We start from the raw sequence: 23,247 nt of genomic DNA, 5'->3' as shown, positions 1-23,247 counted from the left end.
TCTATTTTATAAAATCCCGCTGTCTTTTTCAAGACCCAAAAACCTGTGGGAACTTACTGTATCACTCGCAATCATCATTTCGAAGCGGATATTCGCAATCCGCTTCGCTACTCGCACATAAAACCAGCCGCTGCTTCGCAAAAAAATCCCGCACAGACAGATTTTTATTTTCTGTCGTGCGGGACTTACTTTTTCCGTTTTTTCTGCTATGCGGAAACCTGATTTCCGGTATACAGCTGGTAATATTTTCCTTTCTGTTCCATCAGCTGATCATGGGTACCGCGTTCAATAATTTGTCCCTGCTCAAGAACCATGATACAATCGGCGTTTCGTACGGTAGACAGACGATGTGCGATAACAAAGGTTGTTCTTCCGCTCATCAGCTTATCCATACCATCCTGAACAATGCGCTCGGTACGGGTATCGATGGAGCTTGTCGCCTCATCGAGAATCAGTACCGGCGGATCTGCAATGGCTGCACGCGCGATCGCAAGAAGCTGCCGCTGACCCTGGGACAGATTCGCACCGTCTCCGGTCAGCATTGTGTCATAGCCCTGCGGCAGACGCATAATGAATCCGTGCGCATTCGCCAGTTTTGCTGCTGCTACAACCTCATCCTCCGTCGCATCGAGCTTTCCGAAGGCAATATTTTCTCTTACCGTTCCCGTAAACAGATGTGTATCCTGCAAAACAATGCCAAGCGATCTTCTCAGGTCATCTTTTTTGATCTTTCCAATGTTGATCTCATCGTAACGGATCTTACCTTTCTGAATATCATAGAAGCGGTTGATCAGATTGGTAATGGTTGTCTTTCCGGCTCCGGTAGAACCGACAAACGCGATCTTCTGACCCGGCTCTGCAAACAGCGATACATCGTGCAAAACAATTTTATCCGGGTTGTAGCCGAAATCAACATGTTCGAATACCACACGGCCCTGCAGCTCGCGGTAATCCACAGATCCATCTGCCTGGTGCGTATGCTTCCATGCCCATTTTCCGGTACGCTCTTTCGTCTCGGTGAGTTTTCCGTTTTCTTCCTTCGCATTGACAAGCGTTACATACCCCTCGTCCAGCTCCGGCTCTTCATCCATCAGTCGGAAAATACGTTCCGCTCCTGCAAGTGCCATAACAATTGCGTTCAGCTGCTGGCTGACCTGGTTGATCGGCATGTTAAAACTCTTGTTGAAGGTCAGAAAGCTTGCCAGACCACCGAGCGTAAAGCCACCGACGCTGCCAAGGGCAAGTGCACCGCCTACAATTGCACAGACAACATAGCTCATATTTCCAAGCTGTGCATTGATCGGTCCGATAACATTTGCAAACGCATTGGCATTGTAAGCACTCTCATACAGATTGTTATTAATTTCTTTGAATTTTTCGATATTCTCCTCTTCATGACAGAATACCTTGACAACCTTCTGGCCATCCATCATCTCTTCGATAAAGCCGTTGACTTTACCAAGATCCCTCTGCTGTTTTACAAAGAAATTTCCGGAAAATCCGGCCACCTTTTTTGTCACTCCCAGCATGATAGATACCATAACCAGCGTTGTAATCGTCAGCGGGATGTTCAGAATCAGCATACTGACAAAGACACTGACAATCGTGATTGCACTGTTGATGATCTGCGGGATACTCTGACTGATCATCTGACGCAGGGTATCAATATCATTTGTATAAATCGACATGATGTCGCCGTGCGCATGGGTATCAAAATATTTGATCGGCAGCTTTTCCATATTGCCGAACAGATCATTTCTCAGATTCCGCAGGGTTCCCTGGGATACATAAATCATGGTACGGTTCTGAACGAACGCAGCCACAATACCGATTCCGTAAAATCCGGCCACCCGCAAAATTGCGTGGAGCAGCGGGCCAAAATCCGGATCCGGCTGGGTCAGCATCGGCGTGATATAGCCGTCAATCAGCGTTTTCATAAACATCGTTCCCTGTACATTTGCCAGGACGTTGACAAAAATCGCAATGACAACAGCGATGCAATGTACGGTATAATCCTTTAATGCATATTTCATAATTCTGGTAAAGATCTTCATCGGATTCTTGACCTGCGGTTTCACCCCTCTTGGAGGTCTTGCTCCCGGCCCCTTTACCTGCTGTACTCTCTCTGCCATTCCTTACTCACCTCTCTTTTCGTCAAAGTCTCCGCCGCCACCGGTCTGAGACTCATATACTTCGCGGTAAATTTCATTGGTTTTCAGTAATTCCTCATGGCTTCCAAAACCATTTACTTTTCCGTTCTCCATGACAATGATGCGGTCTGCGTCCTGCACACTGGAAATACGCTGTGCAATGATCAGCTTTGTCGTTTCAGGAATCTCAGTCAGGAATGCCTTCCGGATTTTCGCGTCGGTTGCGGTATCGACAGCACTTGTACTGTCATCCAGAATCAGCACCTTTGGTTTCTTCAGCAGTGCTCTTGCGATACAGAGGCGCTGTTTCTGACCGCCGGATACGTTGGATCCGCCCTGCTCGATGTAGGTGTTATAGCCCTCCGGCATCCGATCGATAAATTCATCGGCGCAGGCAAGACGGCAGACACGCTTGCACTCTTCTTCCGAAGCATTTTTATCACCCCATCGGAGGTTGTCGAGAATAGTACCGGAAAACAGCACATTTTTCTGTAAAACAACGGCTACTTCATTTCGCAGCGTTTCCATATCGTAGGAGCGGACATCCTTTCCGCCGACCTTAACGGATCCATCTGTTACATCATACAGACGGCTGATCAGGTTGACAAGACTTGTCTTCGCACTTCCGGTTCCGCCAATAATACCGATTGTCTCACCCGATTGGATGGAAAGATTGATATCCGAAAGAACCGGCTCGCCGGCTCCTTTTTTGTAGTTGAAATAGACATGATCGAAGGTAATGCTTCCATCCGGAATCGAAAAGTCCGGATTCTCCGGATTATCGAGATCACTCTTCTCATTCAGGACTTCTGAAATACGGCGCGCACTTGCAAGGCTCATTGTGATCATAACGAATACCATGGAAAGCATCATAAGGCTCATCAGAATGTTCATGCAATAGGTCAGAAGGCTCATCAGTTCTCCGGTCGAAAGACTGCTTCCGACAATCATTTTGGCGCCGAGCCAGCTGATCAGAAGAATACAGCTGTACACGGTCAGCTGCATCAGCGGTGCATTAAAGGAAAGATTTTCTTCTGCTTTACAGAAAATTTTATAAATATTTTCGGACGCTTTGTGAAATTTTCCTGTCTCATAATCTTCGCGCACATACGCTTTTACCACACGGATTGCGGATACGTTTTCCTGCACACTCGCATTTAATTCATCATATTTTGGAAATGCCTGCTCGAAATATTTGGTTGCAGACCGCATGATCAGAAACAGACACGTTCCAAGAAGAATAACGGCCACCAGATAAATGCTCGCAAGGCGTGCATTGATGTAAAACGACATAATCATTGCAATGATCATACTCGCCGGTGCACGCATGCACATACGAAGGATCATCTGATATGCATTCTGCAGATTCGTCACATCTGTGGTCAGACGGGTGACAAGACCTGCTGTACTGAATTTGTCAATATTGGAAAAAGAATATTCCTGGATATTTTCAAACATGGCCTGACGCAGATTTTTTGCAAATCCGGCAGATGCCTTTGCTCCATATTTTCCGCCCATGATACCTGCAAACAGACCGATGGCTGCTGCCACTACCATGAATGCTCCCACCACGTAAATGTGATGGAGATCGCCTTTTTCTACACCGTTATCGATAATGGATGCCATCATAAGAGGAATGATCATCTCCATGATAACCTCCAGAATCATGAAAATCGGAGTGGCAATGGAGGCTTTTTTAAACTCTTTTACCTGTGCTCCAAGTGTTTTTAACATGATGTCTCTCCTAACATATTTTTTACGTTGTTTTTGACCTGATCGATGACACGGTAGAAAGTGTCAAGATCTTCTTTTGAAATTCCCGCAACCGTCTGTTCTTCCAGCATATCGATCATATCTTTCGTCTTCTCGTGAAGCTCTCTTCCGGTATCGGTCAGCACCAGTTTTTTCAGCCGCGCGTCATAGGGAACGGACTCCCGTTTGATGTAGCCCTTTTTCTCCATGAGCTTTAAAATGTTGGTCACGGTAGAGCGGCAGATCTTAAATTCCGCTTCAATATCTTTCTGGAAAATATCTTTGTGCTCGTTCCTGCACAGATAGTCCAAAATCCACCCGTGCATGGCCGTCAGTTCATCGACGCCCCGCTCTCTGGCGGCTGCCATCAGGTTCCGTGACATCATATTGTCCAGCGTCCGCAGTTCGTGGCCGATTTTTCTTTTTTTACAACACACGCTGCTTTTTTCCTCCTTTCCCCTTTGCTGCCGTCCCCATCTGTTCGTTATAAAACTGTTTGAATAAGGACTGTTCCATAAGCAACTGTTCTATAGATGACTGTTTCATATTAAACAGTTCGCTATAGAACATTCTAGGAGATTTTGTGGGAAATGTCAACCTGTTTGCGTAAAAAAATCGAAAAAAATGCTCCGGATAAAAGTTTTTCACTTTCCGCCCGGAGCATTCCGCTCGTTTATTCTTCGATTTTTCTTCTTAAATAGCTTCCCACCATATGGGAAAAGTTGCGGATATCGCGCGCATACGCGAAATCCTTGCCGAAAATCTTCTGCTCCGCCATAAGCTCCGTCTCCTCGCCTACAAAGACCCCAAGCACCGAGACACCCTGCTGCCTGAGGCGCCGCACCTCAGTTGCCGTGTCATGCAGTGCATAGTCATCCCGGTACGGCTTTGGATTTCTCGCATTCGGCCGGTTCACCAGCACATCGTACGGCTTTCCGTCGCTTAAGAGGATCAGCAGCTTCCGGTCCTCCTGGCGTTTTAAAAGATCCATCCCCGCCGCCTTGACAGCAAGCCCGTCGCGGTTGTTTGAGGATGTGATATACTCAAAAATATTGCTGTTCTTCTCCCGCGGATCGTCGTAATCGCGCATCCGGTGCAGGATCGTGTAATCCCAGAACGTACAGAAGCTCATCACGCGGAACGGGATGTGCAGGCGGCTTAAGGTCTCCGCCAGAATGTACGTCTGCAGTGTCACATTCTCCTGGCGCGGCCGCTGGGAACCGCTCGCATCTACGAGAATATCCACGACAAAATCCAGCGAATTCCGCCGCTGCTCCAGCCGGAACAGATCCGCATTCTGGCTCCGTCCCACCTTCCACATCCGCGCGGGCTGTAAAATTCCGTGGTCTGCATCCGCAAACGACTGATCCTCCTGCAGCAGCATCGCTTTTTTCAGTTCCTGATACAGCAGCGAAATGTTCTGCCGCACCGCGCGGTGCTGGTCGTAATAGGCATGAAGGTTTTTATCCTTCTGCTTCTGCGCGTAGGAGAGCTGATAATACTTTCCGACCGGATTTTTCAGCACACCCTCCGTGTAATAGAGGCTGCAGTCGCTGTGGATGCCGCGGCAGAGCTGGTAATTCCGGCTTTTCTCCTCACTCTCCGAGAGCCACGTTTTTCCGTAATTGCGCTGAATGTACTGATACATCCGTGCCAGCGCTTTCTCATCGACGACAACGACCTTTTTGGTATCGCTTCCCGCTGTTTTTTCTTTCTTCTCTTCCGCCTCTTTTGATGTGAAATTTGTCATATCAAGCGAAACTCGCTCCAGATATGTCTCGAGCCCGTCCTCATACAGCTCTTCCGAAAGGAAATCCTTCCAGGAATACTCGGTGAGCTCCTCGATCGTTACCGCAAGAACCGAGGCAAGATCACCGTGCTTTTTCACAAATGCGGGATCGACGACCTTATTGTACAGCTCGTCCGTCACCCGGATCAGTTCCATTGTATCCGCTGTTTCGGATGCGTGCTTCAGCAGTTTCATCCACTCCCGCGTTTTTCCCGAGTATGAAGGGCTTTTCCCCTCGTCCTCCTCTCTTCTTCCGCGCAGATACTCCAGTTTCAGGCGGCCTGTCTCATTTTTGGATAAAGATTCAAACGAGTGGTCCAGTATTTCCTCCGCTGCTCTCCTTCGAAAGCCCTTGACACCGGGGCGCTCGCTTTCGAGCCGCTTCGATACGGCCTCCTCCGTCACCAGCTGGGCGAGCATCATCAGTTCTCCCTCCGCTGCGCCGCTGTAAACCTTCTTCACCAGATACAGGCTGTAGGCTTCCCGATCAAAGTAACACGAAAAGGCGCCCTGGCGGATTGTGTCGTACAGTACCGTATCCGGCTCCTTCGCATACCGCTCCACATCCGGTCTCAGCTTCAGCGTGTAGTCGCCGCTGACAGTCCAGACGAGATTGCGGATCCGGCTTTCCAGCTCCATCTCATGCGTTTTTAATGTTTCCTCTGTCACCATACGTATTTCCTCTAAAAAATATCCTGCGGCGTCCACTCTTCCGGAATCCGCGTGCGCACGACATCCCGCACGATCTCTTTTTCAAACAGGTCAAAGCATTTATTGACAATGCCGATCTGCACCGCAAGATACGGGGACAGCCCCTGGCGCATCGTGCCGATCGCTCCGAACAGACCGCGGAGGTCGAGCGCGCGCGTGGTGATTTCCGCCTGTTTTGCCTTTTTCTGCAGATCGAGGTAAAGGCCGGCCAGCGCTTCGCGTGCCGCCGGTTTCAGATCCGGGAATTTTGACTGCATCAAATAAAACAGTGTCTCTTCTGTAAGCGGCGGCATGTCAATCACCAGAAAGCGGGACACCAGCGCTTCATTCAGCTCCCTCGTTCCCGCATAGCCGTAATTCATCGTTCCGATCATCCGCGCCGCCGGGTGAAGCAGAATTTTATCGTAGCCCGGCACATCGATGATGCGGCGGTAGTCGAGCGCGGCGTGAAGAACACTGACCGCATCGTTTTTCGCCATGTTGATCTCATCGAGAATGCCAAAACCGCCTTCCTCTGCACAGCGGTAAATGCTGCCTTTCCGGAGTGTGACCTCCTGGTTCTGGAACGTATCGGTTCCGATCAGCTCGGCGCTTCCTGTGTTTACATGGAAGGAAACGTTGTACGTCGGTCTTCCGAAAACATACGCCAGTGTCTCTGCCAGCACGTTTTTTCCCGTTGCCTTCTCGCCGGTCAGCAGCAGATTTTCGCCCTGCAGCAGCGCGGCAATTGCCATCTCCAGAATCTCTTTTCCGAAAAACGGGATTTCCGGCGTGCTCATGCGGTTCTCTAAGCCCTCCGCCACCGGATAGCTCTCGCGGAATTTCCGCACACTCTCAATTAACGCCCCGCTCACGCCCTGTTCCTGTAAAAATGAATCGTTCATCTTCTATTTTTTAATCCTCTCTGTCGTTAAAATATCTTTTTGCTTCTACCAGTATACGGGATCTGCCTTTTTTCTGCAAGACCTGTCGGACTTATAGTAATCCCCGAAAATAATGCAAAAAATTCGCGCTCTGCAGCACTGCCTTTTTTGCATTATTTTCGGGTCTTGCTATAGATTGAATTGAATTGAAACATAAAGACACCGGAAAACAGGCTTTATCCCGTTTCCCGGCGTCTTATTTCTGTCATTGATTCAGTTCATGCATCGCATTATCCGCGGATTCCGGAAAGAATTTCCTCTGTGGAAGCTTTTGCCTCCTCGTCCAGGTTCTCTTTCTTATAGTTCTCATATCTCTGTTTGTGATGCGGATTCTCTGCCCACAGCTCGTCTGCGGCTTTTTTCCACTCAGCAGCATACAGGTCACATTTTCCGCACAGATGCTCTGCGCTCTCCGGAGACTGCAGGTCGGTTGACTTCGCGCCGGTCTTCTCTACCATCTCACGCAGCAGTTCCGGATTTTCGAGCATCGGACATGGGCGCAGGTGGTTGCGGTTGAACGGCTGTCCATCGCGGTATGCCTGGAACAGCGGCTGCTGCAGTGCTTCGATCAGGGAAACTTCGTTGATGTTGGCGCCGGAGTAATGGATGAAAACACACGGCTCCACATCGCCGTTTGCATTGATATGGCAGTAGTTTCTTCCTCCTGCGATACAGCCTCCGACGAACTCACCGTCGTTCTGGAAGTCCATAACAAAGATCTGTTTGTCGCTCTTATCGGAACGGATCTCACGCAGTCTGTGATAGATATATTTTCTCTGCTCAACCGTCGGCATCAGCTCCGGTGCAGCGTCCATGCCGACCGGCATGAAGTGGAAATACCAGCTGTAACGGCATCCGTGCTCGATCAAAAGATCCAGGAACTCGTCACTTGTAACGGTCTCGAGGTTTGCTCTTGTGTAGCAGATGGAAGTACCAAAAAGCAGACCGTGTTTTTTCATCAGATCCATGGCTGCCAGAACTTTATCGAAAATACCCTCGCCGCGGCGTCCGTCGTTGACCTCCTCGAAGCCTTCCAGAGACAGGGAGAAGGAGATATTGCCGAGCTTCTGAACCGCCTCACAGAACTCCTCGTCGATCAGGGTTCCATTGGTGAAGCAGTGGAATTCACAGTCATGATGCTCTTCTGCCAGACGCAGGATGTCTTTTTTGCGCACAAGCGGTTCGCCGCCGGTGAACATGTAGAAGTAGGTTCCCAGCTCTTTTCCCTGGCTTATGATATCAGAAAGTTTCTCATAGGAAAGATTCAGCTTGTGGCCGTATTCTGCTGCCCAGCATCCGGTGCAGTGCAGGTTACAGGCACTTGTCGGGTCCATCAGCATCGTCCATGGGATGTTGCAGTTGTATTTTTCACGGTTCATACGGATCTGTTTCGTTCCGACGAAAGCTGCCTGGAATCCCAGGTTCAAAGCAGTCATTTTGATCACCTGCGGATCCAGCTCGTCCAGTCCGCGGTTGACATACTGTACCCATTTGTTGTCCGGATTCTGCAGCATGGTGCGGATGTTGTCGAAGGTTTTCTCCGCAAACATATTTCCGGTAAATTTCTGTACAAAATCCGTCAGATTCAACAGCGCTTTTGTTCTGTCGTCTCCGTGATTCACATATTTTAAAACACCATCGATCGCAGCGCCTGCAGCGGCTCTTTCTACTTTCATTTTTGCATCCATTGTTCACGATCTCCTTTGTAATAGTTTAATATTTTCGCCCGGAATTGATCTGGTTTTGAATACCACATCCTGGCTTTTTCCCATTATATTCTCCATATTTGGAAAATACAACCCAAAATTCCCTCGTTTTGGACACATCAAAAAAAGTGTCCCACAAGGGAACACTTTTTCCTGTTTTTCTCTTTCCGTTATATTTTACATTGCATTTTCAGATTCACACAAAGCATTTTCTAATTTTCGATCAGAACCGCGCGGATCGGTCCGCCGTACTGGTGTTTCTTTTTGACCGGAGCAGCCACAAGAAAATAATGACCCGAGGTCACTTTCTCCAGATTCAGATTTTCGACAATCACCGTACCTTTTTTCAGCAGCTGCTGATGAACATCATTCCCCGATGTCTCATTTCCGACAGTTTCCTGCTCCACACCGAGCAGCACCAATTTTTTCTCTGCCAGGTAATCTGCCCCATCGCGTGTAATCTGCGCATCGCCGCGGATCAGAAGACGTTCACAGTCCTCTTCCATGACCTCCTCGAGCACTTCTCTTGTCACTTTTCCCTCAAGCTCCGCCACCTGACAGATGCCAAGTGACCGATCGAGCGTCGTCTGCGCCGTTCCTTCCTCCGTCATCAGATGACGCGGCGCGTCCATTGCGGAAAACTGCTCTCCGGAAATGTCATATAATTTCATATTTTCCTATCCTCAAACCGGGAAACTCCCGTCTTTCTTTTTTCCAATATTTGCCGATACTGCCAGATTCTGCCGGCAGCCAAACCTTGTTTAGTATAGCCTATTTTCGGACGCTTTACAAGGCTCATTTCTGCAAAAATTCTGACTTTTATACAGCAATCCTATCTGCAATAAACAATTTGTCATTTTCACTCCCCTGGTGTATAATAGAAATATCCAAACGGTTACGCTATCTTTCAAAAGGGAGGGAAATCTTATGAAACTCCGGCTAAGCCCGTGGATCTGCGCCACAGCTTCGCCGGAGTTTTTTACACTCTTCTGGTTTACGGAATCAGACGGTGAATGTCTCTTGGAAACAGGGATGCGTTCCGCACATTTTCAAATCCGAGAAGCCGTGCCGTAAACCGCTCCAGCCCAAGACCGAGACCGCCGTGCGGAGGCATGCCGCAGCGGTGCATCATTAGATAGCTCTCAAACGCTTCCACATGCATGCCGCGGCTTTCGATCTTTTCCACCTGCTCCCGGTAATTGTGGATGCGCTGGCCGCCGGTCGTCACTTCAAGGCCGCGGAACAGAAGGTCAAAGCTTTCCGTCTCTGCCGGGTTTTCTCTGCTGTCCATCGCGTAGAACGGGCGCTTGGCGCTTGGATAATGTGTCACAAATACGAAGTCACTGCCTGTCGTTTTCTTCACGTATTCGCACAGCAGTTTTTCCTCCTCCGGTTCAAAGTCCAGTTTCTCCGAAAAGGCTCTTTTGTATACGCGGCTCACCAGCTCTTTCGCCTCGGAAAAACGGATTCTCGGAATCTCCGTGATCACCGGCACCTCTGCTTTTAAAAGCGAAAGCTCCGCTCCGCATGTCTCCTGCAGCCGTCCAAATGTGTACCGCAGCATTTCCTGCTCCATCGCCATGATGTCCTCAAAATTCTCGATATAGCCCATCTCAAAGTCCACGCTTGTATATTCGTTCAGATGACGCGCCGTGTCGTGCTTCTCCGCCCGGAAGACCGGTGCGATCTCGTAGACACGCTCGAAGACGCCGACCATCATCTGCTTGTAAAACTGCGGGCTCTGCGCCAGATATGCCTGTTCGCCGAAATACGACAAAGAGAAGATATTAGCTCCGCCCTCGGCTCCCGCCGCTACGAGCTTCGGTGTGTGGATTTCGGTGAAGTGCTGTCCATCCAGAAATTCGCGGAACGCCTGACAGATCTTTGCCTGGATCTGGAAAATCGCGCGCTCTTTTTCGTTGCGCAGCGTAATTGGGCGATAGTCCAGCAGGTTCTCGATGGAAGTGTTGACCCGCTTCTGGTTGATGACAACCGGCGGTACTTCTTCCGGCTCGGAGAGGATTTCCACGTCTAACAGATGCAGGTCATACCCGCTTCTGGAACGCTCTTCACGGATCACCTCCGCGGTAAACCGGACACACGCCTCTTCTTTTAATTCCTCCAATGCAAACCGGGCATACGCCGGCTCGTACACGCACTGTACCATCTGCCGTTTCGTCCGAAGCAGCACAAATGCAAATGAGCTCATTTTTCGGATTTTGTAAATGCTTCCATGCAGCCGCACGATTTCGCCGATGTGTGCTCCTAACTGCTCTGCTTCGAGTTCCTCTGTTTTTCTTACTTTTACGGTATTCATTTCTGTCTTCATAGTCTTTTCTGCCTTTCTGTTCTGATTTTTCTTTATCGCCGCAAAATCAGCAGAAAATCCATATGGACATAATCTGTATGTCCCATACGATCACAACCCTTCTCTGATGTAAATTTCAAGTCATTCCCGCATGGATAAAAAATGGCAAAGAAAAACCACACGGGGTATTTCTTTTTCTCCCAGTGTGGTTTCCCTTTGCCTTATCTTCCACACAGGTACAACACAATCAGCGCCTGTACCTGTGAAGTATAGTAGTCTTCACTTTGATACAAGCGCTATCAATCGTCGTCCCTGTGCATCTGTACGCTGTGCATCTCGTTCATCGTTGATAACCTCTGTTTCGTAGTTTTGTTGTATTATAATTCTGCGTTCCGGTTTTGTCAACCCTTATTTTCCGTAATTGATGATCACCACTTCCGCTTTCGTCCCGATCCGCATCGGCGGTCCCCAGAGACCCACGCCGGATGTGACGATGCTGTACATGTCTCCGACTTTCTTCATCCCGCAGGCATTCTCCCACATCAGGCCGGTAAGGATATTTCCTGGGAAGAGCTGTCCGTCATGCGTATGGCCGCCAAGATCAAGGTCTGCGCCTGCCTCTGCCAGCTCGGTCAGCTCCGACGGCTGGTGGTCAATCACAAAAACTGGAAGCGACTGGTCCAGTCCGGTAAGCAGTTCGGACGGCGTGTCGCGTGTCTCCTGCGTTTTGCGGATCCGGTCGGGATCTTTTCGGCCCGCCAGATAAAAGGCATCATCGATACAAACCACATCATCCTCCAGCAGATGAATCTTCGCGCGGTCCAGGAACTCACCGAACCGGCGGTCGGCGACGCGCTCCTCCTTCGTCTCAAACGTAAAGCCCGCGAGAATCTTCTCATCGAGATCGTGGTTGCCGTAGCAGGCGTACGTGCCGTACCGGCTCTTTAAGCCCGCCAGAAGATCCGCCACGCGGTCCGGCTCATAGATGGCATCGTACTCATTATCAAAAATATCCCCGGCAATCACAACGACATCCGGCTCCTCAGCGTTGATTTTTTCCACCATCTCTTCCATCTGATGACTGCCGATGCTGTACCCCAGATGAAGATCTGCGACGAGCGCAATTTTCAGATGTGCATCCTTTTTCGATGGAACCTCATATCGTGTCGTGTAAATATGGACTGCATGCACCATTCCATAGATGCACATTCCCGTCACAAAAAGGATCGCGCCAAGGCCGACCGCTTTCAATCCCATCGGAGAATACAGCCAAGTTTTCGTCAGTACCGTATGCGCAAAAATGAAGCGCAGCAGCACCAGAATCGCGGTGAAGCCAAGAAAATACAGATACATGCCGAGCCAGCAGTTGCTGATGACCTTTAAAATCCGGTGAACGGGATCTCTTTTGATCAGAAAGCTCGTCAGCAGGGAAAGTGCAAAAAATGCATACAGCACCAAAATGACACCCAGCACGGCCGGATGGCGGAACAGAGGATGCACCTCCTTCATCCACCGCAGCAGCCAGTAGGCGGTAAATACATTTGCCAGTATGTAGACCGGCGCAAGAAATATTGCAAGCATACGTATGTTTCCTCTCTTTTTCGATTCAAATACAGGGCAGGAAAAAGCGTGCCGAACGAAACGTTTCCGGCACGCTTTTTGCCAGGCATTCATCAGAGTTTTTTCTCTATGATATCAAACAGCTCACGTCTCCGCTTCCGCCAGCGCCAGCCATTTGCAAGTTTGTTGTAGAAATAGAACGAATCCACAAGCACCATGTTCAGGCGGCCGATCCGGTCTTTCGTCGTTCCGTTGTAATGTTCGCCGCCGCATTCGATCTGCGGGCACGTTTTTACGTAGGCGATCAGATCATCCTCACTTCTGATAGTATCCGGCAGCTCGGTGTACGCTTTTCCGATGCAGTCCAGCCGGTGCGCATCGCTTCCACCAAAGCCGGGCTTATTGAATTTCTCCGCCAGCCGTTTCGCTTTTGCGTTCGTCTCCGCGCTTTCACACGCATTGAAAATTTCAACAAAATCGAACTGCGGGAGAAGCTGGGCAATCCGCTGCTGATACTTTTTCTTCCGTTCATTCGTGCTGATCATGCTCATAAATTTTTCGCCGTACGGATGCGCCGGTCCTAAAATTCCGCCGTACGCATGGACGATCTTGACAAGGATCGATCCCGGCAGGCCGCGCAGCTCCAGAATTTTTAATTTTACGCCGAACGGCATAATCACAAGAATGTGGCCGCAGTCGCACGTATCGTACTCAACACCTTTTAATACCACAAAATCCTGGTGTGCTCTTCCCTTGATGGCATTCTTCCACTCGCGGTATCCGTCATAGGAATCGTGGTCGGATACCAACATTCCTCCAAATCCTTTTCGTTTCAGTGTTCGGATGTACTCCTCAATCATGACTTTTCCATCCATCGAACCCTCTTTTGTGTGGCAGTGCATATCAAATTTCATGCAAAACGCCTCCTTTTATCTTCCATGTTCGAAAACCATTTCGTTTTTCCTATTTTTCTGGAATCGTTTCGGATGGTTCCGCCGCGTTTTTGGCGCGGCAGAATCGATAGTTTGTACCATCTAACTTTATTTTACCACTTTTTCCACAAAAGAAAAAGAAATTTCTTCTGAAGATCTGGTAAATTTTCCTTAAGGAATGCAGTTTTTAGACAATTCCTGTTCTTTGTCCCTGTTTTTACCGTGTTCTTTTTGCTATGATAAAAACAGCTTATTTTACTTGATCGGAGGAACACATTATGAATTCACAGGACATCACCCGCGCACTGATCGACACAACAGTTGCACGCGCGATGGTGGAGATGGACGCAGATCCGAAACGCAGCGTCCGCAAGCTCTGCGATCTTGGCCGCCAGTTTTCCCGCGGCCGCTTTCAGAATCAGATTTTTGCCATTTTTCAGGATCTTCTGCGCAACGATGAAAGCCCGTATTATCAGGCGATCGACTTTCTGCTGCGCAGCAACGATCCGGAAGCGCTTCGTCAGTTCGGCATCAACATCGGCTACAACAGTTTTACCTACGGTGCGCAGATTCTGCGCCAGAAGCAGAAAGAACTTTCCTTTGCTGTTCCCTGGGTTGTCAAGCTCCGTCTCGACAGCCGCATCCCGGACACTTACGATTCCTCGTTTTTTGCATCCGTGGTCAGAACCGGTCTGACATACGGCATCTACTCTTATCAGCTCCGCTCCATGGATCATCATGAGGATATGGAATCCTACCTTGCCGTCATCCAGTCGCATCCGGAATGCGCGTTTCTTTGGTTTCTTTCCGATACGCCGCTTACCGAAAAACAGCAGAAACTGCTTTTATCCTGCCCGAACCTGATGGTTTCTCTTCCAATTGATGCCCCCTCAACGGTTTCCATGGCAAAAGCCCTGCGCCGTCAGAAAACGCTGTTCGGTATGCACAAAGTCTATCAGGATGCAGATGCTGCCGCTTATCTGCTCTCTTTTGACCACCTGTATTCCCAGATGGAACAGAGTGTCTTTTTCTTTCTGGTCGCAGATGATTCGTGCTCAAAAGAAAGTATCCGGGCTGTTTCCGATGTTGTTCAACAGTACCGTTTCACCCCCATACAGCCATTCTTCCCGATCGAAGTGCAGGAAGACTCCCGCAAAATTGAGCAGATTATCACCGCCAATCCGGCGTATCTGCTGCTTCTGCCGGATCACATGGCCCGCACACTCGATACGCCCACCGTTTCCTTTGAAGAGTTGTCTCTTCGGAATATATTTTACCGTGAACTGCTCGCAGATGCATAAAAGTACAGCCAAAGCGGAATTTTATTTCTTTGGTTCCGCTTTGGCTGCTATTTTTTCTGATGATCTGTATATCACTTCTTTCAGTTCTTCGACAAACGTTTCCGGTTCCAGCTCGCTTTCCATGGAAAACCAGCGCAGAACCGCGGTCAGGAAGGCATCACAGAAGAACGTTACAAACAGTTTCTGATTCTGTACCTGAAAGAGATCCTGTACAAAAAACGCCATGACCGGCTCGAGCATCTCGTAAAAGTAATCCTTAAAACTGTTCTGCCCTTCGATCCTCAGGGCACTCTGGTAAAATGCTTTATTCTGATAGAAAATATTGCAGACCGCCACCAGCACATCCCATTCATTCTCAAAGTTCTTTCCGCCCATGTTTGTCAGAAAGTCCACATAAAAGATCCAGTTTACCAGATCGTATTTATCTTTAAAATGATAATAAAAGCTTTTCCGGTTCAGACCGCATTCCTCGCAGAGATCTGAAATACTGATTTTCGCAAAAGACTTGCGTACCATCAATTTTTTCATCGCATCTGCAAGCGCACTCTTTGTACTGTTGGAATCCGCCATCTCTTCTCTCCCTCTCTTTTCGACCGTTTGTGCTATTATTCTACACCATCTTTTTCCTTTATGCAAGAAAAGCGCACCAGGAAAAGGCTGTATTTCCTTTTTCTGGCACGCTTTTTGCAATCATGCTTCTTCCGTTTTTCCATCTGCCTCCAGTGTGAACCAGAATGCCACACCGTTGTCGTAATTCTGGCAGCCGCACTGCTGCTGGAAGGAATCCATAATGGCTTTTACGATGGAAAGGCCGATGCCGCTTCCGCCGTATTCCCTTGTTCTCGCTTTGTCCACCTTGAAGAATTTCACCCATACCTTGTCGAGATCCTCCTCCGGGATCGGGTCCCCGGTATTGAAAACGGTTGTCTTTACGACATTCCCTTCTTTTTTGCAGGTGATCTCAATCGTGTGGTCGTAGTCCAGATGGTTGAGGGCATTCGTCAGATAGTTGGTGATAACCTCCTCGACTTTGAATTCATCGCCCCAGACATAGAGCGGGTCGCCGCCGGTAAAGAGCACTTTTGCCTCTTTCTGGCGGATCAGGATGTCGGAGGACTGCAGCACACCTATGATCACGGCGTTCAGATCGAACCGTTCCATATTGACCTGATCCTCACCGAACTCGAGTTGGTTCAGGTTCAGGAGTTTTTTGACCATCTCGTTCATCTTTGCCGCCTCGTCGATGATGACATCACAGTAGAACTCGCGGCTTTCCTCATCGTCGTTGATGTTGTCTTTCAGGCCTTCCGCATAACCCTGAATCAGAGCGATCGGGGTTTTCAGCTCATGTGTGACATTTGAGAGGAACTCGCGGCGCATTTCATCAATCTGCGTTTTTTTGTCAATATCTTTCTGCAGCTCAACGTTCGCACTTTTCAGCTCGGAAATCGCCTGCTCAAGCTGTTCGGACATGACATTGAAGTTGTTTCCAAGCTCGCCGATCTCGTCTTTTCCGCCGCTCACGTAGCGGGCATCGAAGTCAAGGGCTGCCATTTTTTTCGAAATTTCAGTCAGCTCCTGCACCGGACGGACGATCTGGCGGGTGATGATCCAGATCACAATGGCACCGATGATGATGATCGGAATGCCGATAAAGAGGTAAAACTGGTTGGAAAGGCCGACCGCATCCGTGATGCTCTCCAGCGGGCATCTTGCAAAGTAGCAATTTCCATTGTCAAACCAGCCGATGATCTGCAGATACTCGGCATCGGCGTGGCTGTCGTAGAATTTCTGGATCTGATAGTTGTCTTTGCTGTCAACGACTTTGGTATTTGCCTGCTCATTTCCGCTGATCAGGCCGAAGATCAGGGTCTGGAGGCTCTGGCGGTCGGTTGCGTTGGAATAGACGAAGCTGCTGAGCTCCGGTCCGGTAATAATGACTTTCAGGTTGTTGGTAGCGCAGAACTGCTCGAAGGTATCAGGGATATTGTCGCTGTCTCCGCCTGTCGCATTCAGTTTCTGAAAGCTCTCTGCCAGAATGTGTTCTTTATCCCGGATATAAAAGGACCCGAGAAAGAAGTAATTGATCAGGCCGATGATAAGCAGGGTAGCTGCCATGGTCGCAATAAAAGTGTAGGCAATTCGTTTTTTGACGGAGTGTTTTCTTCCCTTTTGTGGCATTTTCAAGTGAAACCGGTGCTTTTTCTCCGTCTGGTTTCCCATTGTCACACGGGAATCTTCTGCAGGCATCTCCATGGAAGTCTCATTTTGTTTTTCTGTTCCGTTCATGATTCGTCCGCCTCGAATTTATAGCCCATGCCCCAGATGGTCTTGATTAAATCGCCTTTGTCTCCCATTTTGCTGCGAAGTTTTTTGACGTGGGTGTCGATGGTGCGGGCGTCGCCGTAGTAGTCGTAGTTCCAGACGTTGTTCAGGATTTTTTCTCTGGAGAGGGCGATTCCCTGGTTTTCGAGGAAGTAGGTGAGGAGTTCGAATTCTTTATAGCTTAACTCCATCGGTTTTCCGTCGATGGATGCCATGTGGGCGGCTTTGTCGATGCGGATGCCGCCGGCTTCTAATACGTCGTCTTCGCCGGTTTTGCCGCTGCGGCGCAGGATGGCTTCGACGCGGGCGACGAGGATTTTCGGGGAGAATGGTTTTGAGATGTATTCGTCTACGCCGAGGTCAAAGCCGAGGAGTTCATCGCGTTCTTCGCTTTTGGCGGTGAGCATGATGATCGGGACTTTGGAGTTCTGGCGGATTTCGCGGCAGACCTGCCAGCCGTCCATTTTGGGCATCATAACGTCGAGGATGATGAGGGCGATGTCTTTCTGGGCGTAGAAGGTGTCTACGGCCTGTTCGCCGTCACCGGCTTCGATGACGTCGTATCCGGCTTTTACTAAGAAATCTTTGACGAGTTTGCGCATGCGGCTTTCGTCGTCTACTACTAGGATTTTTAATTTTTCCATGAGTTTTGTCTCCTTTATATGACGGACGGAAAACGCCCGGCTGCCTGCCCGCTCGTGCTTTTTCCTGATCTCGTTATGTTTTTATGTTTGATATTTTTACCATTTTACTTTAACATGGGTTTATGTTTTTTCTGTGAAATGGGGTGAGTTTATTTTAACATATAGAAAGGGAGTTGGAAACTTCTATTTTTTGTATTGATTAAATTTGGGTATGAAAAAAGATCTCCTGGGGTTGGCAGGAGATCTTTTTTCATACGGGTTATTCTTCTTCGTCGAGATAGTATCTACCGTAGGCGTCGGCTGCTTTAATGGCGGCGAAGACGGTCTCCGGGGTTACTTCGAATGGCATGTTGTGGAGGGTGTCGGTCTCTGCGCATGCGGTTTTGGCTACTTCCATGAGCTGGTCGTCGGTTACGTTTCCGGCACCGAGTTCAGCCAAGGTGACTGGGAGACCGACTTCGATGCACCATAAGATGATGTCTTCGAGTTCATCGAGCGGTACGTTTTCCAGGACGAGCTGAGTCAGGGTTCCGAAGGCTACTTTTTCACCGTGGTACATGTGATGGCACTCTTCGAGTACGGTGAAGCCGTTGTGGATGGCGTGGGCTCCTGCGAGGCCTGCGCTTTCAAAACCGATTCCGGAAAGGAGGGTGTTGGCCTCGATGACTTTCTCGACTGCCGGGGTGCATACGCCGGCTTCAAGAGCGATTTTGGCTTTTACACCTTCTTCCATCAGAGTGTCAAAGCAGAGTTTCGCGAGTGCCATCGCTGCCTCGGTTGTTTTTCCACCGGCGCAGGAAGTAGCTCCGCTTCTCTGGCAGGCTCTTGCTTCAAAATAGGTGGCAAGTGCATCACCCATTCCGGCTACGGTCAGGCGGACTGGAGATTTTACGATGATGTCGGTGTCCATCAGAACCAGGTTCGGGTTTGCCGGAAGGAAGAGGTATTTCTCGAATACACCCTCTTCTGTGTATACAACAGACAGTGCGCTGCACGGTGCATCGGTCGATGCGATGGTCGGGCAGATGAATACTGGTTTTTCTGCGTAGTAGGCAACTGCTTTTGCGGTATCAAAAATTTTGCCTCCGCCGACACCGATGACCAGATCACAGCCTTTTTCTTTCACGATAGCAACCAGACGGTTGATCTCACTCTCACAGCACTCGCCGTTGAAATAATCAAAAACAACGTTGCAGTCGCTTCCCGCAAAGCTTTCTTCGATCATTGTTCCGATCCGTCTGTAGCCTCCCTGGCTGATCAGAACCAGTGCTTTCTTTCCGCATTTTGCAGCATATGTTCCGATGTTTTTCATTTCCCCTGCGCCCTGTAAATATTTGGAAGGGCTGATTAAAATTTTTGCCATTTCTCTTACGCTCCTTTTTTGTTTTTTGAACGTCATCCTCCGCTTCTGGCGTTTTCTGCGAAAAACGAGTTTACTGCAGAACTTGTCTTTATTATAATAACTGTGCTGTAAAATTGCAAGAATATTTCCATCCAAAAAGCACCCAGGAAGTTCACATATTTCCCGGGATTTTTCGGTTTATTCTGCCTGATCGTAAATGATTTTGCAACGCAGCAGTCCTGTGCGTCGTTTGGGTAGGTATACGGTGCAAACAGATAGACAACTGTCGGGGCATCGTAAAAAGCATTCTGGATTGTGCTGTCATCAGCGATGCTGTCGGCTTCGAGAATTTTGTCCAGTTCTTCCTTTTTGATCTGCTCCGGCTGGTAAAACGGGTGGAATGTCTGGCTTTGATTAAAGTAACCGCCCCTCTGATACGTTTTCACATAAATTGGCTAAGGGTTGGCTGTGTTGACGATCGCATCGGCATGAACTTTTGTGATGTCGTTTCGGATGATTTTAAATGGCATGGGGATCACCTTCTTTCGTGGGATTTATAGCTGTTTTAATTTATAAGTTGCAAACAGCGTATAATGGTATATTTACCATCCGCTCCTGCTCTTTATACTTCAATGTTGAAAATCGAACTGCTTCTTCCGGCTGGAACTTTTCGCAATATGTTTTAAGACTATGGGATCGAATGTTCTGTTCCGCCTTTACTTCAATCGGCACAATACTCTTTGCCTTCTGAATCAGAAAATCCTGCTCGAAAGTTGCTTTTTCATTTCCATAATAATATGGCGTATAAGGGGTATCTGAAATCAACTGCTGCAGAACGTACTGTTCTGTAAGCGCGCCTTTAAATTCAACAAAAATATCGTTCCCCTCCAATATGGATTCTGCTGGCAGTTCACTCATTGCTCCGAGCAGTCCTACATCCAGTACGAATAATTTATATGCATTCATATTTTTATACGCCTTCAGCGGCATATGAGGCTCATTTACCCGGTTGACTTTATATACTAATCCACAATCCAGAAGCCACTGAATTGCTATTTCAAATTCGCTGCTTCTGGCTCCTTTCTTTATCTGTCCAAAGAAAAATTTTTTATTCTCCTTCGCCAGCTGCATCGGAATAGAATCCCATACCATTCGTATTCTTGGGAGAACTTTTGCTTCAATATGCTTTCCAAAATCACCCTCATACTGCCGTACAATATCACTCTGTATCTGTCGTACTTCTGCATAATCTTTATTCAAGCGAAATGCATCTACAACTGCTGGCATGCCGCCTGTATAATAATAATTTTTCAGCCAGAACAAATATTTATCCGCAAAATTGTCAATTAAATTGTAATCCTTTGTTTCCAATGCACTTTCCAGCCCTTCTTCGTCCATAGCGCACAGGAATTCTCTAAAATTGAATGGATATAAATCCAGTAAATCTACTTTTCCCACCGGATAGGATATTCCCTCATGAAGCGCCACGCCAAGAAGTGAACCTGCTGCTATTACATGATATTCCGGTGCTTCTTCGCAAAAATATTTCAAAGATTCCAACGCTTTCGGTGCATTTTGAATTTCATCCAGAACAATCAATGTATTCTCTGGGGTAATCGCTACACCTGATTCAATATTGAGGTTCATAATAATACGTTTTATATCGAAATCCGTATCGAAAACCGCCTGCATTCTCTGATTATTGTAAAAAGAAATGTAGGCGGTTTTTTCATAATATGTCTTACCAAATTCTTTCATTAACCACGTTTTACCAACCTGCCGGGCTCCCATTAAAATCAGTGGTTTTCTGTTACTTTTTTTCTTCCAGTCTAATAGTTTATCCATTGCAAATCGACGCATGCTGATCTTCCTCCATTTCTCTTTTTTATTATTTCACATTTTTCCTGTGTTATTCTTACCCTAATTTAACATTTTTCCCGACTTAATTCAATATAAAATCAACATTTTTCCCGACTTCACCGGAACAGAATCTGCTGCGAAACCTTCTCTTAAGACAAACATAATCTCTCTACGGAAAAATACGACGGCCAGCCACCGTCGTATTTTTCGTTATCGAATATTTTTATTTTTCTTCTCTGATCAGTCTGAGTCCGTCTTTTTCCAGCAGATACTCCTTCCCGCACACCTCTCCGATATACTTCCTGTCATGCGAAATGCTGATGATGGCGCCTGGAAATTCGCGGAGCATTTTTCTTATGACCGGTCCCGATAAGGGTGAAAAGTTTCGGGTTGGTTCATCCAGAATCAGCACATTGGCATTGCCAAGGCTCATTTTCAGAAGCAATACTTTTGCCTTCTGGCCGCCGGACAGTTCGCGGATGGGGTGATCCATCTCGTCTGCCGTGTACTTCAGCGACCCAAGATACGTTCGTATCTTCGTCCTCTCACTCTTCTCCCCGGTGGAATCCAGAAAATCGACCGGCGTCATGGAAAAATCCAGCTGATCCTCGTAGTTCTGCGGCATGTAATCTACGCGGAGATCCTCCCGTTCTTTCAGCTCTGCCGCAATCTTTTTCAGCAGTGTTGTCTTGCCTGCCCCGTTCGGGCCGACAATGCATATTTTTTCCGGTCCTCTTATCTTTAAGGTGATATTTTCCGCCAGAACCCGCTCCCCATCCGGCGTTTCCAGTTTCGGAAGCTGATATTCGATGACCGTTTTCCCGGCGGGCATGGCTGCCTCTGCTCCTCCAAGCTGGAAGTAAATCGCTTCCTCCTGCTCCGGCATTTCTGTCATGCGGGCATCTTCTTTTTCAAATCTGCGGTTCATCGCCTTTACGGTATGCATTTTGTCCTTCAGATTTTTCGCCACGGACGGTGCCTGACGGGAACAGTTGCTCAAGGCGTTCTGCACGCTCTGGTATACCTTTCGGTATTTCTCATCGCGCAGCGCTTTCTCTCTCCTGTCACTCTGCGCCTTCTGTTCCTGGCGCTCGAAATTCTGCAGGCGCTCCTCTACATACGTCCGATAGGGAAGTTTCGCAACCGTGTATCTCGATTTTGTCTTCCGCACAATCTGTTCAATATGAATGACCATATTTGCCGTGTTTTCAATCAGCGTTTCATCGTGCGAAATGAAAACAACAATATGCTCCCATTCGCGGATCAGTTTCTCCAGAAGTTCCAGTGTCGCAAGATCAATATCATTTGACGGCTCATCCAGCAGAAGGACCGTGGCATCCTCCATGAGAAGACGCATCATCTGCGCTTTCACCTTCTCGCCGCCGGAAAGCTCACTCATCTGCTGATCCCGGTAGAAAAATTCTTCCGTCAGACCAAATTTTCTTGCCAGCACCGCCAGATCCTTCGGTGTCTGATCCCAGAACTTTTCTTTTTCATAGAAATACTCATACACCGTCTTCGTTTTCTCCGCCTCCGGAAGTTCCTGCGGCAGATATCCAAGCCGCTCCTTTCCGATGATGCGCTCGCCTGTGGATTCGATGTAATCTTCCGTCAGTGCGGGATCGTACATCCACTTCAGCAGCGTCGATTTTCCGTTTCCCTCCTCTCCAATGATAACGGCCTTATCACCGTCATTCAGTACAAGCTGAAAATCTTCGAGAATCACCCGCAGATCTTTTTTATGTGTCAGTGTTAATTTTTTTATCTGCATCATACAGAAGTCCCCTTTGCTCCGGCAGCCTCTTTTCTGCTTTTTTACGCAAAACGAGCCTGCCCTGCGTACGCAAAACAGACCCGCAAAAAAATATCCCTGTTCTATTCTCATAAAAAAGGGAGATGATTCAGCGATTCTCGTCTTTAAGCGTACACGAAAAACAGGCCTGT

General features: G+C 48.3%; 18 protein-coding genes. 1 reads left to right on the top strand and 17 read right to left on the bottom strand.

From position 1 onward, the window contains the following. Positions 1-206: 206 nt before the first annotated feature. The 10 genes from DW743_RS03025 to DW743_RS02980 form a co-directional block, all read right to left on the bottom strand. A complete protein-coding gene (locus DW743_RS03025) occupies positions 207-2,132 on the bottom strand; it encodes an ABC transporter ATP-binding protein (protein WP_117760377.1) in 1,926 nt (641 codons plus the stop codon). Between the two features lie 3 nt (positions 2,133-2,135). Next, positions 2,136-3,884 (bottom strand): ABC transporter ATP-binding protein, encoded by a 1,749-nt coding sequence (locus DW743_RS03020; RefSeq protein WP_117760378.1) that lies wholly within the window; start codon positions 3,882-3,884, stop codon positions 2,136-2,138. Continuing rightward, positions 3,878-4,339, bottom strand: coding sequence for a MarR family winged helix-turn-helix transcriptional regulator (locus DW743_RS03015; protein ID WP_226906310.1), 462 nt, complete (start codon positions 4,337-4,339; stop codon positions 3,878-3,880). The genes DW743_RS03020 and DW743_RS03015 overlap by 7 nt, the downstream gene beginning before the upstream one ends. A gap of 236 nt (positions 4,340-4,575) precedes the next feature. Then, entirely contained in the window at positions 4,576-6,363 is a 1,788-nt protein-coding gene (locus tag DW743_RS03010) for a cobaltochelatase CobT-related protein (protein ID WP_117760379.1), read from the bottom strand. 11 nt (positions 6,364-6,374) lie between these two features. Then, positions 6,375-7,286: an AAA family ATPase gene (locus tag DW743_RS03005; RefSeq protein WP_117760380.1), complete on the bottom strand. Its 912-nt coding sequence runs from the start codon at positions 7,284-7,286 to the stop codon at positions 6,375-6,377. A 269-nt stretch (positions 7,287-7,555) separates the two neighbouring features. Next, positions 7,556-9,013, bottom strand: a complete 1,458-nt coding sequence (locus DW743_RS03000) for a radical SAM protein (RefSeq protein ID WP_055226489.1) — start codon at positions 9,011-9,013, stop codon at positions 7,556-7,558. A 230-nt stretch (positions 9,014-9,243) separates the two neighbouring features. Next, positions 9,244-9,702, bottom strand: coding sequence for a cyclase (locus DW743_RS02995; RefSeq protein WP_022463293.1), 459 nt, complete (start codon positions 9,700-9,702; stop codon positions 9,244-9,246). A gap of 323 nt (positions 9,703-10,025) precedes the next feature. Further along, a complete protein-coding gene (gene aspS / locus DW743_RS02990) occupies positions 10,026-11,360 on the bottom strand; it encodes an aspartate--tRNA(Asn) ligase (RefSeq protein ID WP_330418062.1) in 1,335 nt (444 codons plus the stop codon). Between the two features lie 387 nt (positions 11,361-11,747). Then, positions 11,748-12,920 (bottom strand): metallophosphoesterase, encoded by a 1,173-nt coding sequence (locus DW743_RS02985; protein ID WP_117760381.1) that lies wholly within the window; start codon positions 12,918-12,920, stop codon positions 11,748-11,750. 92 nt (positions 12,921-13,012) lie between these two features. Next, positions 13,013-13,813, bottom strand: a complete 801-nt coding sequence (locus tag DW743_RS02980) for a PHP-associated domain-containing protein (RefSeq protein WP_055218178.1) — start codon at positions 13,811-13,813, stop codon at positions 13,013-13,015. Positions 13,814-14,109: 296 nt separating this feature from the next. Here DW743_RS02980 and DW743_RS02975 point away from each other — a divergent pair, with 296 nt between their 5' ends. Further along, positions 14,110-15,132 (top strand): hypothetical protein, encoded by a 1,023-nt coding sequence (locus tag DW743_RS02975; RefSeq protein ID WP_117760382.1) that lies wholly within the window; start codon positions 14,110-14,112, stop codon positions 15,130-15,132. Positions 15,133-15,153: 21 nt separating this feature from the next. On the opposite strand, the gene DW743_RS02970 is transcribed toward DW743_RS02975, so the two are convergent. The 7 genes from DW743_RS02970 to DW743_RS02935 all read right to left on the bottom strand — a co-directional run bounded on the left by DW743_RS02970 (position 15,154) and on the right by DW743_RS02935 (position 23,077). Further along, positions 15,154-15,702: a TetR/AcrR family transcriptional regulator C-terminal domain-containing protein gene (locus tag DW743_RS02970; RefSeq protein ID WP_055226495.1), complete on the bottom strand. Its 549-nt coding sequence runs from the start codon at positions 15,700-15,702 to the stop codon at positions 15,154-15,156. Between the two features lie 120 nt (positions 15,703-15,822). Further along, positions 15,823-17,421: a sensor histidine kinase gene (locus DW743_RS02965; RefSeq protein ID WP_242856672.1), complete on the bottom strand. Its 1,599-nt coding sequence runs from the start codon at positions 17,419-17,421 to the stop codon at positions 15,823-15,825. Beyond that, on the bottom strand, positions 17,418-18,101 hold the full coding sequence (locus tag DW743_RS02960; RefSeq protein WP_055218183.1) for a response regulator transcription factor: 684 nt from the start codon (positions 18,099-18,101) through the stop codon (positions 17,418-17,420). The genes DW743_RS02965 and DW743_RS02960 overlap by 4 nt, the downstream gene beginning before the upstream one ends. A 259-nt stretch (positions 18,102-18,360) precedes the next feature. Beyond that, positions 18,361-19,464, bottom strand: coding sequence for a glycerol dehydrogenase (locus tag DW743_RS02955; RefSeq protein WP_117760383.1), 1,104 nt, complete (start codon positions 19,462-19,464; stop codon positions 18,361-18,363). A gap of 32 nt (positions 19,465-19,496) precedes the next feature. After that, the gene (locus DW743_RS02950; RefSeq protein ID WP_117760384.1) at positions 19,497-19,889 is read right to left on the bottom strand and encodes a hypothetical protein; all 393 of its coding nucleotides are present in this window, start codon (positions 19,887-19,889) and stop codon (positions 19,497-19,499) included. A 124-nt stretch (positions 19,890-20,013) separates the two neighbouring features. Beyond that, complete coding sequence (locus tag DW743_RS02940; protein WP_117760385.1) at positions 20,014-21,303, bottom strand: ATP-binding protein; 1,290 nt, start codon at positions 21,301-21,303, stop codon at positions 20,014-20,016. Between the two features lie 223 nt (positions 21,304-21,526). Next, positions 21,527-23,077 carry an ATP-binding cassette domain-containing protein gene (locus DW743_RS02935; protein ID WP_117760386.1) on the bottom strand — a complete coding sequence of 517 codons (1,551 nt, stop codon included), beginning with the start codon at positions 23,075-23,077 and terminating at the stop codon, positions 21,527-21,529. Positions 23,078-23,247 lie beyond the last annotated feature (170 nt).

This window comes from Blautia sp. AM28-27, from assembly GCF_003480905.1.
GTDB classification, from domain to species: Bacteria; Bacillota; Clostridia; order Lachnospirales; family Lachnospiraceae; genus Fusicatenibacter; species Fusicatenibacter saccharivorans.
This window is presented reverse-complemented; position numbering and strand designations above follow the sequence as displayed.